Consider the following 16,322-nt stretch of genomic DNA (forward strand, 5'->3'; position numbering starts at 1 on the left):
TTCCACAATGCTGCTTCTTAGACATGAAAAAATAGCGTTCAATAGAAACGCTATTATCTGCTCATAAAACACTTGAACTATTTTATCATAAACAAGGAGGAAAGAAAACTATTCCCCCTAGTTAATTGTTTAATTATTGATTGGTAATATGCTCAGCTTTTGCTGCATTGTGTTCATCCAAAGTATTGGTAAAAATAACATCTCCTTCTTTTGTAGCAAGGAAGTACAAATATTTTGTATCAGATGGGTTCATTGCAGCTTCTAAAGAATCTTTCCCTGCATTTGCTATAGGGCCCGGTGGAAGCCCCTTATGTTTATACGTATTGTAAGGTGAATCCACTTCCAAATCCTCATACAATACCCTTTCCTTATGCTTTCCTTGAGCATAAAGGACTGTTGGGTCTGTTTGCAACGGCATTCCTTGTTCTATACGATTATAGAATACACTCGAAATATCTTTTCGATCTGCCTTTTGTGTCGCTTCTTCCTCAATTAATGATGACATGGTTAATAATTGATGAGCTGTAAATTCCTCTTCGCTAGTTTCTTGCAGATAAGGTGTGATTACTTTTTGAGTTTGGTCTAGCATTGTCACAACCATTTCTTCAATGGTTGGATTCTGCTTATAGAATGGATAGGTTGCCGGGAACAAGTAACCCTCTAGTGGATATTTAATATTTGGATTCAAAATATCTGTTGTTAGTAAATCTGGATACTTTCCCATCAATGTTTGGATGAATGTTCGATCATTTAACTGATTAAAGACTTCATCTTCGGATTTATTTGCGGCCTTAGCCATAATTTGGGCAATTTCTTTTAATTGCTTACCTTCTGGTATCGTTAACTGGAATGCTGCCTGTTGGAGTACTTTACCTGTTTTTAAGCGATTAATAATTTCTGGTATCTCCATTGAGGGACTCATTTCATATTCTCCAGCCATAAAACCTGCTTCATTTTTAAATTTAACATAGTATTTAAAGACTTTAGCATTTTTAATTATTCCATTAGCTTCTAATTTTTCAGATATTCCCGTAACAGATGAACCGATCGGAATTTCCACCTTTTTTTGAACTTTACTATCTTTGTCAACGGGTTCAAGGGCTGACTTGATGTAGAGATAGCCCCCTCCTCCAATAAAAATAAGTATTAAAAGGGTAACAATTGTAATAGTTAAAACGATTCTGCGAACAATTCTTGCCTCACTTTGGTGCTCAAGCATTTTCCTTCGAATTACCTCTTTTTTCGAGTGTGTCTCTTCTGATGACATTTTATTGCCCCTCCCATAAGCCGGTTAAACATGTATCTTTCAAACTCTTTTTTTAATATTTTTTAAAAAAGCATATCAGATATTATTTCAGCATACATAGCGAAAAATGTCAATTTTCCTGCGAAAGCGCATTCAAAAATACATAAAAAAACGACCCTTTTTTAGGGTCGTTTACTGTTGATATTATTCTTCGTCTTCTTGCTCGTCATAGAAGGTGTTAAGCATTTCTTCTACCATGTCCCATTCTTCCTCGGTTTCAATAGGAATTAATTCCCCTTCGCCGTCTTCATCATTAGGATTAAAGGCATAAGCATGAATCTCTGGGCCCTCTTCATCATCTTCCACTCCGCCTACTTGTTGAAACAAAACATACGACTTGCCAAAGTCCTCTGATTCAAATGTAAAAAGTACTTCACATAATTGTTCATTACCTTTTTCATCTACAATTGTAATTTGATTTTCTCCGTGTTCCATAACTTCACCTCATTAATTTTTGCTATCCAGATAGCCTTGTAGAATCATCGAAGCTGCCATTTTATCAATAACCTTTTTTCGCTTTTTACGGCTTACATCCGCTTCAAGCAAGACTCGCTCTGCTGCCATTGTTGTTAAACGCTCGTCCCATAAAATGGTGGAAACCGAAAACTGGTTCTCAATTTCCTCTGCGTATCGTTTGCTGGCTTCGCCTCGAGGTCCAATCGTGCCATTCATATTCTTTGGTAAACCGATGACAACTTGACTAATTCCATACTCTTTTATTAATTGACCAATTTCGTCAAAACCAAACTTATTTTTTTCTTCGTCAATTTTTAGGGTTTTGAGGCCCTGTGCAGTCCAGCCAAGTTCGTCACTTATGGCAATACCGACTGTCTTAGAGCCAACATCTAATCCCATAATTCGCATTTTTAACCCTCACGTCGTTGTTTTAAATAGGATTTAACCAATTCCTCAATAATTTCATCCCGCTCGAGTTTACGAATAATATTCCGTGCGTCACGATGTCGTGGAATATAAGCAGGGTCTCCGGATAGTAGATATCCGACGATTTGATTAATTGGATTGTATCCTTTTTCTTGCAGGGCTTCATGAACTTGAAACAGAACATCATTTACGTCATGTTCAAAAGGCTCTTCAGGAAAATTAAATCTCATCGTTTTATCAAATGAGCTCATCATATGCACCTCGCATTTTTAGTAGAGGAGATAACTGCCTTGACTAGTTAGTTTTGATCTAGCTACAGTGCCTAGGGGCTCGGGGTCATAAGCCAATCCGACAAGAAGGTTAAAGAACAACCTTCTCGCCAGCTTGTCTTATGCCTGTCGCCCCTGAACAAGGCACTTCCGCTTTTCTCAGTTACCACCATTTTACACTACTTTGTCTAGTTATCAAATTGATTTTACCCATTCTTCTACGAATTGCAGGGCAGAGTCTAGTTTTTCAGGATCTTTACCGCCAGCCTGAGCCATATCCGGGCGGCCTCCGCCTCCTCCACCGCATCTTGTTGCGACTTCTTTGATTAATTTGCCGGCATGGTATCCTTTGTCAATTAGGTCTTTTGTTACAGCTGCGATTAAATTTACTTTTCCTTCATTTACACTGCCTAACAGAATTACAGCCGATCCAATTTTTTGTTTCAAATCATCAGCCATATTTCGTAAATTATTCATATCAGAAGCTTGAACTTTTGCAGCTAATACCGTTACACCATCAATTTGCTTCGCTTTTGATACAAGGTTTCCAGCCTCTATATTACCTAACTTAGCTGAAAGTGACTCGTTTTCCCGTTGAAGTTGTTTGATTTCAGTCATTAAGACCTCTATTCGGTTCACTACCTCTTTCGGATTGGTTTTTAATTTGTCTGCTGCGTCCTTCAATAACGCAACCTGGTCATTCATCAGTTGATAGGCTGATTCTCCGGTAACAGCTTCTATTCTCCTTGTACCTGCACCAATACCGCCCTCGGAAACAATTTTAAATAGCCCAATAACAGATGTATTCGGAACATGACAGCCGCCGCATAGCTCTAAGCTATAATCCCCTACTTTAACGACACGGACAATATCTCCATATTTTTCACCAAAAAGTGCCATTGCACCCATTGATTTTGCCTCAGCAATTGGTTTTAAGCTAATATCAACTTCGATATTCTTCCAAATTTTTTCGTTAACGATTTTTTCGATTTCTTCTAATTCCTCCGGTTTAACTTGACCAAAATGAGAGAAATCAAAACGGAGACGATCTGGTTCTACTAGTGAACCTGCCTGGTTTACATGCGTCCCCAATACATCTTTTAATGCTTGGTGAAGCAAGTGAGTAGCAGTATGATTTTTTATAATCTGAACTCGATTATCTTGTTGAACAGTTGCAGTTACTTTTGCATTTGTCTTTAGAATTCCTGAATCCACTACTGCTTGATGAAGATTTTGACCATTTGGTGCCTTTTGTACATCTTTTACGCTTACGCTAACACCTTCTGCAAAAATTAAGCCACGATCTGCAATTTGCCCGCCGCTCTCCGCATAAAAAGGTGTAACATCAAGAATTATCTGTACCTCGTCACCACTGAATGCTTCGTCAACCAATTCTCCATTTTTAACAATTGCAACCACTGTGGAGACCGTTTCAAGCTGGTCATAGCCAACAAATTGACTTTCGACTACAATGTCGCCTAATACACCGCCTTGAACTTGCATACTGCCAACATCCTGACGTGCAGAACGAGCACGCTCGCGCTGTAATTCCATTTCCGTTTCAAAACCAGCGTGATCAATCTTCATTCCCTCTTCTTCTGCATATTCCTCTGTTAACTCAACAGGGAAACCATAGGTATCATATAGGCGGAAAACATCGCTTCCTGAGATCGTATCGCTTCCTTTTTCCTTCTCTTTCTTGATGACATTACCTAGTATGGATAAACCTTCGTGTAATGTTTCGTGGAAACGTTCTTCTTCATTTTTAATGACCTTCTGAATAAACTCCGTCTTGTCTTTTACCTCTGGATAAAAATCATGCATGATTTCTCCTACCACAGGAACTAGTTCATACATAAATGGTCGGTTGATATTTATTTGTTTTGCATAACGAACCGCACGGCGCAGTAAACGGCGCAATACGTATCCGCGTCCTTCATTGGATGGCAGTGCTCCATCCCCAACTGCGAATGCCACTGTACGAATATGATCAGCAATTACTTTAAATGCTGTATCCTTTTCTTTTTCCTGGCCATATTTCACACTAGAAATTTCCTCAGTCGCTCTGATAATCGGGATAAACAAATCTGTATCAAAGTTAGTTGGTACGTTTTGAACGACGGAAGCCATTCTTTCAAGGCCCATTCCAGTATCAATGTTCTTCTTTGGCAGTGGTGTATAGGTATTATCAGGATTATGATTAAATTGTGAAAATACAAGATTCCAAACCTCTAGATAACGTTCATTTTCACCGCCGGGATATAATTCTGGATCTGTCGGGTCATCACCATATTCTGGCCCTCGGTCATAGAAGATTTCCGTATTAGGTCCACTTGGTCCTTCACCAATATCCCAGAAGTTCCCTTCAAGGCGAATAATTCGTTCCTCTGGGATACCGATTTTTTTATTCCAAAGATCAAATGCTTCATGATCCTCAGGGTGAATCGTAACCGAAAGCAGTTCTGGGTCCCAGCCAATCCATTTTTTATCGGTTAAAAATTCCCAAGCCCATTCGATCGCTTCTTCTTTGAAATACTCACCAATGGAAAAGTTTCCAAGCATCTCGAAAAAAGTGTGATGGCGCGCTGTTTTACCGACATTTTCAATATCGTTTGTACGAATAGACTTTTGTGCATTTGTAATCCTAGGATTCTCAGGGATTACACGTCCATCGAAGTATTTTTTTAATGTAGCAACGCCACTATTAATCCACAATAATGATGGATCGTCATGAGGAACAAGCGACGCACTTGGTTCAACAGCATGCCCTTTCTCCTGAAAAAAGTCTAAATACATTTTGCGAATTTCTGAACCAGTCAAGTATTTCATATTAATTACCCTCCCTTAAGGTTAAAAAAGAACACAAAAAAGCCCTCATCCCATGGTGAAGTTTCTTTTTGCGGAACTTCACCGGAACAGGGACGAGAGCTAACTCGCGGTACCACCCTGATTATGAACACAAAAATAACGAGTGTTCATCTCTCAAATAATGCCTTAACGCGGCAACAACGGCAGTGGTTAGCTGCACTCCAGACTAGCTTTCTGTTATCCTTCATCTAGAGCTTCTCGCAGCCAAGGAAGCTCCTCTCTTAGAGATGGACTACAACATACTTAGGGTCCTTCAACATGTTAATCCAAACTATTCTATAAACGGATTATAGCGACACCAAAAACGTTTGTCAATCTAGTTCTCGTTTATGGGACAGGTTCCTTCACTTTTTCACGAACGAAGTGATTTTTAGCGTGAAGAATACTGACTTTAAGGACAACCAGAACAGGGACAGCTACAATCATTCCGATGATACCTCCTACTTCCCCTCCTGCCGTTAAAGCTAACATAATCATTAATGGGTGCATATGCAGACTTTTTCCAACAATATAGGGAGATAGGATATTTCCTTCTAAAAATTGCAATCCAAATACGATTGCAATTGTAATAATCACTAGGTTAACCGAGCTTGTAGCAGCAATAAATACGGCAGGGACAGCTCCTATAATTGGACCAAAATAGGGAATCACATTGGTTACCCCGATAATCATACCCAGCAGCAAAGGATATTTCAAATGGAAAATCCAAAACAAAATCGCTGAAAGACTTCCGATAATCAGACAAACGAGCAGCTGACCCCTAATATAGCTCCCAAGTGATTCGTCAATGTCTCTAAGAAATCGGGTTCCTTTTCTCCGCCATTGTTTAGGTGTAAGATACCAAACAGCTCTTTTTATGATGGTGAAATCTTTTAACATATAGAAAGCGATAAAAGGGATGATCATTAGTGCAAAGGCAAAATTCAAAATGTTTAATAAGGAATCAGCTATCACAGTTAGGAGAGAATCTAACTTTCTTTCAAAGCCTATTATACCTTCATTTATTTGCTCTTGAAGTCCATCTGGCCACTCACGTGTATGTGATTGAAGTTCCTTAATCCAGCTCCTGTATTGCTCAGCTAAAATGGGAGCACTTTCTGCAAGGTCCCGCACTTGAGAAATAAAAGCAGGAATTCCTTTATAGATAGCAAAGCCAATACCCCCAAAAAAAAGAAAGTAAATTAAAAAAATGGCTAATCCCCGGTGTAAACCCTTTTCATGCAGCTTTTCTACGATAGGATGCAGCAAATAAGTGATAAACCCACCGATAAAGAATGGGAGAATAATAATAAAAGCCACTCTAACGACAGGCAGCCAGAAAAAGCGAATTCTTAAAAACACATAAATAGCGATGAGCAAAAGAAGCAAAAAACCGATTCGATAAAACCATTTAACACGAATTTCCACCGATACATGCCTCCTTCTACTATATTTTTGGAGTCAAATACCGGATTTATACATATAGCAAAAATCCCCCTCATTATGAAGGGGATTTATATTTAGAATAAAGCACGTTTTACTTTTCTTTGCATTCGTTTCATTTGACGGCCAGACATCATGTTGTTTCTTTGTGCAATATTATAGGCTGCCATTCCAACTCCAAATGCAACCACGGAAGTCATTACTTTATTCATACGTTTCACCTCTTCTGTAGTTTGACAGTGCTTCATGCTTTCGAACTGTCTACCTTCAGTAACTAAGTGTTTCCACTTTAAATGGTGTAACGACGCTCTTCTTCTTCAAACAAGTCATCTAAGGAACTGAGTGTACCATCTTCTTCGACTTGATGGGTATTGATTATGCCTTTGGAAAGAGACAATTCAATATAACAATTCCAGCAATAATATTGGTTTATTCCGATTTTGCCGATATCTTTGCTCTGACAATTTGGACACTTGAACATGAAAAGAACACCTCACGTATGATTAACGTCTACGATGATGGCATCCTTTCCGATCGCAGGGGGCTTCTCGGATTGTATTACTTGTTTCCCTTCCGTTATATCCGAAAAGAAACCATCCGTAATTTCGTACCCTACGATTGTGCCCAATTCCTCATGAAAATATACATCCTCTAACAATCCCAATGACTCTCCGCTTTTTGATATAAGCATTTTTCCATTTAGAGAATGTTGATGAAAAAGAGTATATTCTGGATTTGTTTTAAATCTCTCTAGGGAATCATTCACTTCAATCATGACCCCATCCCAGCCAAATGATAATACATCCTGAATGTCCAAGAAATAGGTTTGTTTGAAGAAAACGCCTTTTTTAACCATAAGGCCTTTAACTACCCCATCATTTGTGATACATAAGTCTGTTACTTCACCAATTTTCGAACCCGTTTTCGATTCAAACACTGGCTGTCCTTTTAATAAAGCAAATGTTCGCAGAGTGCCCACCTCCTGTGAACATTTATAGTTTCACTCATTTACCATGAAATCATAAGGTGTAACGTTTTCCATTGCGGAAGTAAAAAACTTTCCTGTGCAACTCATGTAGGAAATGACTAGTTTAAATTCTTAAAACAGCTAAAAGATGTTAAGACGCGAGACGTAACATTGCATAATTATAAATACCCAATTATAATTTGTGTAGATGAATTTAAGATTAAACAAGTTATTATTTTTCTGGATAATGCTATTTAAGCAAAGGAAAGTAAGCATCAATTGATTAAATGTCATCTGAAATTGCCGTCTCTTTTTTAACGGAATGCTTCAGGAGGTTTTGAAGTGGAACAACACATTGATTATCTTATCGAGCATTTTGGTTACTTCGGCCTCATTATCATGTTAATCGTAGGAATTATTGGGCTTCCTATACCTGATGAAGTCCTTTTAACCTATGTTGGCTATAACGTATACCACGGCAAATTATCTTATATCATTTCGCTGATATGTGCTGTACTGGGTTCAGTGGTAGGAATTTCCCTCAGTTACTACATTGGTTACAAATTTGGATTACCTTTATTAAAAAAGTTTGGTCCAAAAATTAACATTACAGAAGAAAAGGTCAATAGCACACAAAAATTATTTAATAAAATTGGATCTCCACTTATATTAATCGGTTATTTTATTCCAGGCGTACGTCACCTGACTGCATATGTTGCTGCGCTAAATAAGTTTTCATTTAGAAAATTCGTTGTTTATGCTTACCTTGGTGCTATCCTTTGGAGTTATACTTTTATCACATTAGGTAGAAAACTTGGAGAAAGATGGGACCAAGTTGGGCTTTATGTATCAAAATACAGTATGTATTTATTTTTGTTGGTAATTGTCATTGTGATAATGGTTTATCTATATTGGAGAAAAAAGCAGCAATTAAGAAACGTAGGAAAATTTTAACCTACAATAGGTTGAATAAACGACTCATCAAGGTCTAGTTCAAAAAAACTGCCGATAAGCTTATCGGCAGTTAACACAAATTTTATTAATTCCTTACATAAAATCATAAGGTGTAACGTATTCCATTCCAATCATTGGATTGACTTGCATTAATTTTTCTTCAGCAGATAATGTCTGTTCATCTTCCGGTTCGTCTTCCCGTTCGTCATTTGCTTTCTTTACTGAAACCATTTCCTGAAGCTTTTGCCATAAAGTCGTTTGACGGCTTAGTTCATCAGCCCGCTCGACCCCCATCCGCAGTGCGTCTTCTTCACCGCATAGGATTAGCGATTGTTTACTCCTGGTAATGGCCGTATAAATGAGATTTCTTCGTAACATCCGATAATAGCTTCTCGTAATTGGCAGTATGACAATTGGGAATTCACTTCCCTGAGACTTATGTACAGAACAGCAATAAGCATGGGTAATTTGGTTTAAGTCCTGCCTGGTATATTCAATCTCATTTCCTTCAAAGGAAATGTACACCATGTCTTGTTTTTCTGTATTTTCCTTTGCATAGATAATGGAAATGATTTCCCCTATATCTCCGTTAAAAACATTGCTTTCCGGCTGATTTACTAACTGAAGTACTTTATCACCAATACGGTATTTGACATCACCAAATGCAAGTTCCTTCCGAGATCCGCCAGGGTTCGGATTAAAAATTTCTTGTAGTAATACATTTAAGCGATCAATCCCGGCGGGACCTCTGTACATCGGGGCTAAAACTTGAATATCCTTTGCTGAATACCCTTTACTTTTTGCATTTAAGGCAACCTTTTCGATTACCTGTGGAATTTGTGCAGTTGAACATCTAATAAAAGAACGGTCTGGCTGTTTCATAGCGACATTCGCTGGCAAATATCCCTTTTTAATATCATGTGCCAATTCAATAATCGAAGAACCTTCCGCTTGTCGATAAATATCCGTTAATCTTACTGTGGGGACAACCTCTGATCTTAATAAATCTTTTAGCACTTGTCCTGGCCCAACCGACGGAAGCTGATCTTCATCACCGACGAGAATAACTTGAATATGATCTGGCAGTGCTTTAAACAATTGATTTGCTAACCAAATATCGAGCATCGATGTCTCATCAACGATAAGAATTTTCCCCTCAAGAGGACTAGCCTCGTCATGATCATACCCTTCTGTGCCATTTAATCCTAGTAAGCGGTGAATCGTTACAGCAGGCAGTCCGGTTGATTCACTCATCCTTTTTGCCGCTCTTCCTGTCGGGGCAGCAAGCAAAAACGGGAAGGGCTCTCCCTTTTTATGATAATCCTTAGGATCTAGTGAGCAGCCATGTAATTCTGCATAAAGCTCAACAATCCCTTTAATAACAGTTGTTTTACCTGTTCCAGGACCTCCTGTTAGAATCAGCATTGGAGACATTAACGCTGTTTGTATTGCTTCCCTTTGGGTTGGGGCATATTGTACGTTTAGTCTTTCTTCAAGATTCCCTAGCGCCAGTAAAAATTCAGATTCAGGAAATTGCTCCTTATATTCCGTTTGTTCAAGGATTTTTTTAATACTCGTTACTAACCCTTTTTCAGCGTAATACAAAGAAGGCACATAAACGCGCTTTTCCTCACCAATTATTTTCCCCTCTTCTTCAAGTTTCAATATTTCTGTTGAAATGTCGGTGTATTCAATTTGATCGCGTTTATTTTCTTCTAGCAAATTTTTAACCTGTATTAACAGATCCTCTGCATGAACATATACATGCCCTGTCTGCATGCTTTCGCTCTCGAGTGAATAAAGGCAGGCCGCTTTTATCCGGTCTGGGTGATTCCCGGATATTCCTAGTTGATAACCAAGTTCGTCTGCCCGGCCAAACCCAATCCCCTCAATGTCTTCTACGAGTTTATAGGGGTTCTTTTGGATAATATCAAGAGTTTGCTCTTTATATGTTTGATACATTCTCATTGAAAGCTGTGGTCCAAAACCATATTGGTTTAAAGCGACCATTACTTGCTCAAGACCCTGGTGTTCCATCAAGGTATCATAGAGCATTTTTGCTTTATCAGGAGGAAGCTTTGGGACAGAATCAAGTAAGGAGGGCTGATTCAAAATCTTTGAAATCGCATTTTCCCCTAATGTTTCTACTATGTTTTCTGCTGTTTTTTTCCCGATCCCTTTAAACATTTCACTTGATAAATAAGCTGCTACACCTTGCTTTGTTTGAGGAATATCTTTACGAAAGTGCTTTGTTTGGAATTGCATGCCAAACTTCGGATGGTCCTTAAATTCACCAAAGAAAATATAGGTTTCCTGCTCATGTATTTTTGGAAAATAGCCAGTGATTACGGCTTCTTTGTCTTCATATTCATGATTCGTTTCTTCGACACGTATTCTTAACACGGTGTAAAGATTTTGCTCATTATGAAAAATCGTAACAAGGTGTTTTCCTTTTACGAACTTTCCTTGCTCAGCAAATAAATCAAGCGAGCTTTGCTTGTCCACGGGCGCTTCCTCCTTTCTATTTTTTGAAATGGAATTATTTTGCTGATTCAATTAACTTTTTTGCGTGTCCTGCTAAAAGATGATCTGGTTGAATCTCAAGTGCTTTATTAAACATATCTAATGCTTTATCTGCTTTTTCTTTAAAGGCATAGGAAACACCTAAGTTATAAAGGGCGTCTGTATGCTCCTGGTCTAATTCAATGCATTTTTCAAATTGAACAATTGCCTCATCAATGAGTTCGAGCTGTGCAAGACATAATCCATACTGAAAACGTGCTTCCGCATCTTCCTCATTTAGTTCCACACTTCTTTGTAAATAAGGCAGTGCAAATTTCCCTTGATCCATTTGCACAAGAGTCAGACCTAACATGAAATAATTATCACTTGTATGAAGTCCTTTTTGCATTGCTTGTTCAAACATATTTTTAGCCTTATCAAATTGGTCGAGGCTGAAATAAATTGTACCAGCACTATAATAAGCGGCTGCAGTATTTTCATCCAATTGAATGGCTTTTTCATAAAACTTTAATGCCTTTTCATCATCACCAACAGCAGAAAGCACATTACCAAAATTTATGTATGCAATAGGATCGTTTGGGGTTTCTTCGATAATCTCATTAAAGATCTTCGCCGCCTCTTCCCACTTGCCTTCTTGCATGTATTGAACACCTAATTGGTTTTTATCCATGTTCATATCACTCCGTTCTACTTGTGAGTATATCATAAATCATTTCCTAAAGATTAGCGAAAAAAGCCCTGATTCGGTTAAGGAATCAGGGTTATTTTTATCCAACATATGTTAAACGTTGTCCATCTTTATACACTTCATCGATGGTACCGCCGCCGAGACATTCATCACCGTTGTAAAAAACAACAGCCTGTCCAGGTGTTACCGCACGGATTGGTTCATCAAAAATCACTTTGACTTTATTATCGTCCAGAAGTTGAACCGTCACTTTATTATCTTCCTGACGATAACGGAATTTTGCCGTACATGTAAATTCTGCAGGCTTTTCCCGAACCGATACCCAGCTTACATTATCGGCGATAATTGAGTCAGAATATAGTTTTTCATTATGGAAGCCTTGTCCAACGTAAAGGATATTTCTTTTTAAATCCTTGCCAATCGCAAACCATGGCTCACCTGAACCGCCAATTCCTAACCCATGACGTTGCCCAATTGTATGATACATTAAGCCTTCATGCTTCCCTTTAACTTCTCCATCTATTGTTTCCATGTTTCCTGGCTGAGCTGGAAGGTATTGTCCAAGGAACTCTTTAAAGTTACGTTCGCCAATAAAACAAATCCCGGTGCTGTCTTTTTTCGTCGCAGTTGCTAGATTTGCTTCTTTAGCAATTTCTCGAACTCTCGATTTCTCAAGATTACCGATTGGAAACATTACTTTACTTAGCTGCTCTTGATTTAATTGATTTAAGAAATAAGTTTGGTCCTTATTTTCATCTTTACCACGGAGCATTTTGTATTCTCCGTCACGATATTCAACTTGAGCATAATGACCGGTTGCAAGATAATCCGCACCTAAGTTCACTGCATGCTCAAGAAAAGCTTTAAATTTAATTTCTTTATTACACATAACATCAGGGTTTGGTGTCCTGCCTGCCTTGTACTCATCAAGGAAGTACGTAAATACCTTGTCCCAATATTGTTTTTCGAAATTAACTGCGTAATATGGAATGCCGATTTGATTACAAACACGAATGACATCGTTGTAATCCTCTGTTGCAGTACAAAATCCAGTATCGTCGGTATCGTCCCAGTTTTTCATGAAGATTCCGATGACGTCATAACCTTGCTGTTTCAACAGCAAGGCGGCGACAGAGGAGTCAACACCTCCTGACATCCCCACTACCACTCGGATATCTTTTGGTTCTCTATTTTCCATATTCTCACCTCTCTTTATTTAAAATGTCATGCATTTATTTTTTCAGACGAGAAACAATTCTAGCAGTTTCATTAGCTGTTTTGATGATTTGGTCTTCTGTAGTGTTAAAACCAAAGCTGAAACGGATAGAATTGATCAACCGATCTGATTCTTTACCAAACATGGCAACCAGAACGTGTGAAGGTTCAATCGAACCTGCGGTGCAGGCAGAACCACTTGAAACAGCTATGCCAGCTAAATCAAGATTTACCAGCATCGCTTCTACATTCGTTCCTGGAAAGCTTAAGTTTAATACATGGGGCATTGATTTTTCAAGCAATCCGTTTATGGAAAACTCAATATTATGGGCAGCCAGCTTTTCAACCAATATTTTCTTAAATTCTTGATACTTTTCCCGTTTTACTAATCGTTCTTCGGTGGCGATTTTTACTGCTTCTTGAAATCCAACAATGGCTGCCACATTTTCCGTACCGGCTCGTCTTTTTCGTTCCTGCTCGCCGCCATAGGCACGAGGTGTCAATTTAACCTTGTCGCGCACATAGAGGAATCCAGTCCCTTTTGGACCGTTGATTTTGTGTGCAGAAACAGATAATAAATCTACATTCAGTTCCTCCACATTTATTTCTTCGATCCCATAGGCTTGGACAGCATCTGTGTGAAACAATGCCTGATGAGTTTGGAGAAGCTCACCAATTTCCTTTATAGGCTGAATGGTTCCCACTTCATTATTTCCGTACATGATGGAAACCAATATAGTATCGCCCCTTAATGCTCTACTGATTTCATTAAGTGAAATTACCCCTTTGTCATCTACTGGCAGGTAGGTGACCTCATATCCCATTTTCTCTAGTCTCTCACAGGCGTGCAATACGGCATGGTGTTCTATTTGAGTGGTAATAATGTGCTTCCCTAAATGCTGACTACTTTCAGCTGCACCAAATAATGCCATATTATCTGCTTCCGTGCCACCGCTTGTAAAAATAATCTCATTTTCCTTTGCGCCAATGCTCCTAGCCAACGTTTCTCGTGCCAAATCAATATAGTGCCTTGCTTCCCGTCCAAATGAATGAATGCTAGATGGATTACCAAAATTATTATTCATCACTTCCATCATTTTTTCAATCACCCTTGGGTGCATGGGAGTTGTCGCAGCATGGTCGAGATAGATTCTTTCCATCGTTCCACCTTCAATCAAAATAATTCTCTATTCTACTGTTAACATTAAATGTAAAACATATAACCGTCTGTTTCTGTATCATTGCTATGACTGGCTAAATCTTCTAACGTTGTATGGTCGAGTACGGATTTAATCGCGTCACGAATACGAATCCAAAGCTCCCGCTGTGCTGGCTCTTCATCCTCAATTCCTTCTACTAGTGTAATCGGTCCTTCGAGTACGCGAATGACATCACCAGCAGTAATTTTTGTCGGAGCGTCAGCTAGGATGTAACCTCCGTAAGCACCGCGGATACTTTTTACTAATCCAGCATTTCTTAAAGGAGCGATAAGCTGTTCAAGATAATGTTCAGATAAGTTGTTTGCTTGGGCTATCGTTTTTAATGATGTTGGCCCTTCCCCTTGATTTTTAGCTAATTCAATCATAATCGTTAACCCGTAACGGCCTTTTGTAGAAATCCTCATTTATTTACACCTCTATTATTTTTAATTCATTATAAATACATAGTAATGTGATAGGCATTAGCAATTATATCATATTGTACTTTAATATGCTTTTCGACGAGAAAATGGTAGAGTTAAATGGTTATCATATATTTAGTTGGAGAGATGAAATATGCAGCAAAAGCCGCTGGCATTTCGAATGCGCCCTAGAACAATTGAAGATATCGTCGGACAGCAGCACCTAGTGGCAGATGATAAAATTATTGCCCGTATGGTAAAAGCTAAACAGCTGACATCCATGATTTTATATGGACCGCCAGGAATTGGTAAAACCTCGATTGCAAGTGCGATCGCTGGCAGTACAAAATATGCCTTCCGCACACTAAACGCCGTTACAAACAATAAAAAAGATATGGAAATCGTTGCGGCAGAGGCAAAAATGTCCGGAAAGGTAATTCTGCTGCTAGATGAAGTCCATCGACTCGATAAAGGAAAACAGGATTTCCTTTTACCTTTTTTAGAAAATGGCATGATTACATTAATCGGTGCCACAACAAGTAACCCCTATCATACCATTAATCCAGCTATTCGCAGCCGCTGCCAAATATTCGAACTCAAACCATTAACTCCCGATGAAATCAAACTTGCATTAATACGTGCCCTCAAGGACGAAGAGCGTGGGTTCGGAAAGCTAAAGATTGATATTACCGAAGAGGCATTAACTCATTTTGCTTCTGCCTCAAATGGTGATGTCCGCAGTTCGTTAAATGCACTCGAACTTGCTGTTCTATCGACCGACAAGGATGAGCAAGAAGTGATCCACATCGATACTAAAACGGCGGAAGAATGTATGCAAAAGAAAAGTTATGGCTCGGATAAAGACGGTGATGGTCATTATGATGTGCTTTCTGCGTTTCAAAAATCAATTCGCGGCAGTGATGTAAATGCAGCCTTGCATTATCTTGGAAGATTAATTGAATCGGGCGATCTTCAAAGTATTGGCAGAAGATTACTCGTAATCGCCTATGAAGATGTTGGTTTAGCCAGTCCACAAGCAGGTGCACGTACACTAGCTGCTATAGAAACTTCGGAGAGAATTGGTTTTCCTGAAGCAAGAATTCCGTTAGCTAACGCCGTTATAGAGTTATGTTTATCACCAAAATCCAACTCTGCGGTAATCGCAATCAGTGAAGCCATATCCGATATTCAAAAAGGAAACATTGGTGAGATACCGGATCATTTGCGTGATGCTCACTATAAAGGGGCGCAAGAGTTAGGGAGAGGAATTGGATACTTATATCCTCATGATTATGAATCCGGCTGGGTACCTCAGCAATATCTGCCTAACAAATTAAAGTACAAGAAATACTATCAACCTAAGAAAACTGGTAAATTTGAACAGGCCCTAGCAGCAGTTTATGAAAAACTTATCCGCAAAAAATAACCTCTGGATTGGATGCTAACGGGTTTACTTACGTGGATTATGTTGATAGTTAAATTAAACGGAGATTTTCCGTTTGACTGCTGAATAGAGCTCGGTTAGGGGTAAAGAAGCGGAGATTTTCCGATTAAGTAAAGAAAAATACCTCATTTTCACGTTTTTCGAGACAATAGTCGGAATCTTT

At 38.8% G+C, this 16,322-nt stretch carries 16 protein-coding genes and 1 other annotated feature; of the genes, 2 read left to right on the forward strand and 14 right to left on the reverse strand.

Features of this window, described 5'->3' with window-relative positions; all coding sequences use genetic code 11:
- Positions 1-133: 133 nt before the first annotated feature.
- The 9 genes from mltG to BANA01_RS01850 form a co-directional block, all read right to left on the reverse strand.
- Entirely contained in the window at positions 134-1,267 is a 1,134-nt protein-coding gene (gene mltG, locus BANA01_RS01815; RefSeq protein ID WP_063251382.1) for an endolytic transglycosylase MltG, read from the reverse strand.
- A gap of 183 nt (positions 1,268-1,450) precedes the next feature.
- On the reverse strand, positions 1,451-1,741 hold the full coding sequence (locus BANA01_RS01820) for a DUF1292 domain-containing protein (protein ID WP_063251383.1): 291 nt from the start codon (positions 1,739-1,741) through the stop codon (positions 1,451-1,453).
- A 12-nt stretch (positions 1,742-1,753) separates the two neighbouring features.
- The gene (gene ruvX, locus BANA01_RS01825; RefSeq protein WP_063251384.1) at positions 1,754-2,170 is read right to left on the reverse strand and encodes a Holliday junction resolvase RuvX; all 417 of its coding nucleotides are present in this window, start codon (positions 2,168-2,170) and stop codon (positions 1,754-1,756) included.
- 2 nt (positions 2,171-2,172) lie between these two features.
- A complete protein-coding gene (locus BANA01_RS01830) occupies positions 2,173-2,439 on the reverse strand; it encodes an IreB family regulatory phosphoprotein (protein ID WP_063251385.1) in 267 nt (88 codons plus the stop codon).
- A gap of 213 nt (positions 2,440-2,652) precedes the next feature.
- Entirely contained in the window at positions 2,653-5,286 is a 2,634-nt protein-coding gene (gene alaS, locus BANA01_RS01835) for an alanine--tRNA ligase (RefSeq protein ID WP_063251386.1), read from the reverse strand.
- An 85-nt stretch (positions 5,287-5,371) separates the two neighbouring features.
- Positions 5,372-5,591 (reverse strand) — a binding site (T-box leader).
- A gap of 61 nt (positions 5,592-5,652) precedes the next feature.
- The gene (locus BANA01_RS01840) at positions 5,653-6,732 is read right to left on the reverse strand and encodes an AI-2E family transporter (protein WP_063251387.1); all 1,080 of its coding nucleotides are present in this window, start codon (positions 6,730-6,732) and stop codon (positions 5,653-5,655) included.
- Between the two features lie 92 nt (positions 6,733-6,824).
- Positions 6,825-6,959 carry a YrzQ family protein gene (locus BANA01_RS28965; protein ID WP_082799354.1) on the reverse strand — a complete coding sequence of 45 codons (135 nt, stop codon included), beginning with the start codon at positions 6,957-6,959 and terminating at the stop codon, positions 6,825-6,827.
- A gap of 77 nt (positions 6,960-7,036) precedes the next feature.
- On the reverse strand, positions 7,037-7,228 hold the full coding sequence (locus tag BANA01_RS01845; RefSeq protein ID WP_063251388.1) for a hypothetical protein: 192 nt from the start codon (positions 7,226-7,228) through the stop codon (positions 7,037-7,039).
- A 12-nt stretch (positions 7,229-7,240) separates the two neighbouring features.
- A complete protein-coding gene (locus BANA01_RS01850; protein ID WP_326160902.1) occupies positions 7,241-7,726 on the reverse strand; it encodes a PRC-barrel domain-containing protein in 486 nt (161 codons plus the stop codon).
- A gap of 330 nt (positions 7,727-8,056) precedes the next feature.
- Here BANA01_RS01850 and BANA01_RS01855 point away from each other — a divergent pair, with 330 nt between their 5' ends.
- On the forward strand, positions 8,057-8,668 hold the full coding sequence (locus tag BANA01_RS01855; protein ID WP_157411698.1) for a DedA family protein: 612 nt from the start codon (positions 8,057-8,059) through the stop codon (positions 8,666-8,668).
- A 93-nt stretch (positions 8,669-8,761) separates the two neighbouring features.
- On the opposite strand, the gene recD2 is transcribed toward BANA01_RS01855, so the two are convergent.
- From recD2 to cymR, 5 genes are all read right to left on the reverse strand, one after another.
- A complete protein-coding gene (gene recD2, locus BANA01_RS01860) occupies positions 8,762-11,173 on the reverse strand; it encodes an SF1B family DNA helicase RecD2 (protein WP_063251389.1) in 2,412 nt (803 codons plus the stop codon).
- A gap of 34 nt (positions 11,174-11,207) precedes the next feature.
- A complete protein-coding gene (locus BANA01_RS01865) occupies positions 11,208-11,861 on the reverse strand; it encodes a tetratricopeptide repeat protein (RefSeq protein ID WP_063251390.1) in 654 nt (217 codons plus the stop codon).
- Positions 11,862-11,958: 97 nt separating this feature from the next.
- On the reverse strand, positions 11,959-13,077 hold the full coding sequence (gene mnmA / locus BANA01_RS01870) for a tRNA 2-thiouridine(34) synthase MnmA (protein ID WP_063251391.1): 1,119 nt from the start codon (positions 13,075-13,077) through the stop codon (positions 11,959-11,961).
- A 34-nt stretch (positions 13,078-13,111) separates the two neighbouring features.
- Positions 13,112-14,254 carry a cysteine desulfurase family protein gene (locus BANA01_RS01875; protein WP_063251392.1) on the reverse strand — a complete coding sequence of 381 codons (1,143 nt, stop codon included), beginning with the start codon at positions 14,252-14,254 and terminating at the stop codon, positions 13,112-13,114.
- Between the two features lie 44 nt (positions 14,255-14,298).
- Positions 14,299-14,718 carry a cysteine metabolism transcriptional regulator CymR gene (gene cymR, locus BANA01_RS01880; protein WP_063251393.1) on the reverse strand — a complete coding sequence of 140 codons (420 nt, stop codon included), beginning with the start codon at positions 14,716-14,718 and terminating at the stop codon, positions 14,299-14,301.
- 151 nt (positions 14,719-14,869) lie between these two features.
- Here cymR and BANA01_RS01885 point away from each other — a divergent pair, with 151 nt between their 5' ends.
- On the forward strand, positions 14,870-16,141 hold the full coding sequence (locus BANA01_RS01885; RefSeq protein ID WP_063251394.1) for a replication-associated recombination protein A: 1,272 nt from the start codon (positions 14,870-14,872) through the stop codon (positions 16,139-16,141).
- The last annotated feature ends 181 nt before the right edge of the window (positions 16,142-16,322 follow it).

This window comes from Neobacillus niacini NBRC 15566 (assembly GCF_001591505.1).
GTDB lineage: Bacteria > Bacillota > Bacilli > Bacillales > Cytobacillaceae > Neobacillus > Neobacillus niacini.

Excerpts from the sequence above, each read along its gene's own strand:
- BANA01_RS01830 (WP_063251385.1), bottom strand. The coding sequence starts at position 2,439 with ATGAGCTCATTTGATAAAACGATGAGATTTAATTTTCCTGAAGAGCCT.
- BANA01_RS01875 (WP_063251392.1), bottom strand. The coding sequence starts at position 14,254 with ATGGAAAGAATCTATCTCGACCATGCTGCGACAACTCCCATGCACCCA.
- cymR (WP_063251393.1), bottom strand. The coding sequence starts at position 14,718 with ATGAGGATTTCTACAAAAGGCCGTTACGGGTTAACGATTATGATTGAA.
- alaS (WP_063251386.1), bottom strand. The coding sequence starts at position 5,286 with ATGAAATACTTGACTGGTTCAGAAATTCGCAAAATGTATTTAGACTTT.
- BANA01_RS01820 (WP_063251383.1), bottom strand. The coding sequence starts at position 1,741 with ATGGAACACGGAGAAAATCAAATTACAATTGTAGATGAAAAAGGTAAT.
- BANA01_RS28965 (WP_082799354.1), bottom strand. The coding sequence starts at position 6,959 with ATGAATAAAGTAATGACTTCCGTGGTTGCATTTGGAGTTGGAATGGCA.
- mnmA (WP_063251391.1), bottom strand. The coding sequence starts at position 13,077 with ATGGAAAATAGAGAACCAAAAGATATCCGAGTGGTAGTGGGGATGTCA.
- ruvX (WP_063251384.1), bottom strand. The coding sequence starts at position 2,170 with ATGCGAATTATGGGATTAGATGTTGGCTCTAAGACAGTCGGTATTGCC.
- mltG (WP_063251382.1), bottom strand. The coding sequence starts at position 1,267 with ATGTCATCAGAAGAGACACACTCGAAAAAAGAGGTAATTCGAAGGAAA.
- BANA01_RS01865 (WP_063251390.1), bottom strand. The coding sequence starts at position 11,861 with ATGGATAAAAACCAATTAGGTGTTCAATACATGCAAGAAGGCAAGTGG.
- BANA01_RS01845 (WP_063251388.1), bottom strand. The coding sequence starts at position 7,228 with ATGTTCAAGTGTCCAAATTGTCAGAGCAAAGATATCGGCAAAATCGGA.
- BANA01_RS01885 (WP_063251394.1), top strand. The coding sequence starts at position 14,870 with ATGCAGCAAAAGCCGCTGGCATTTCGAATGCGCCCTAGAACAATTGAA.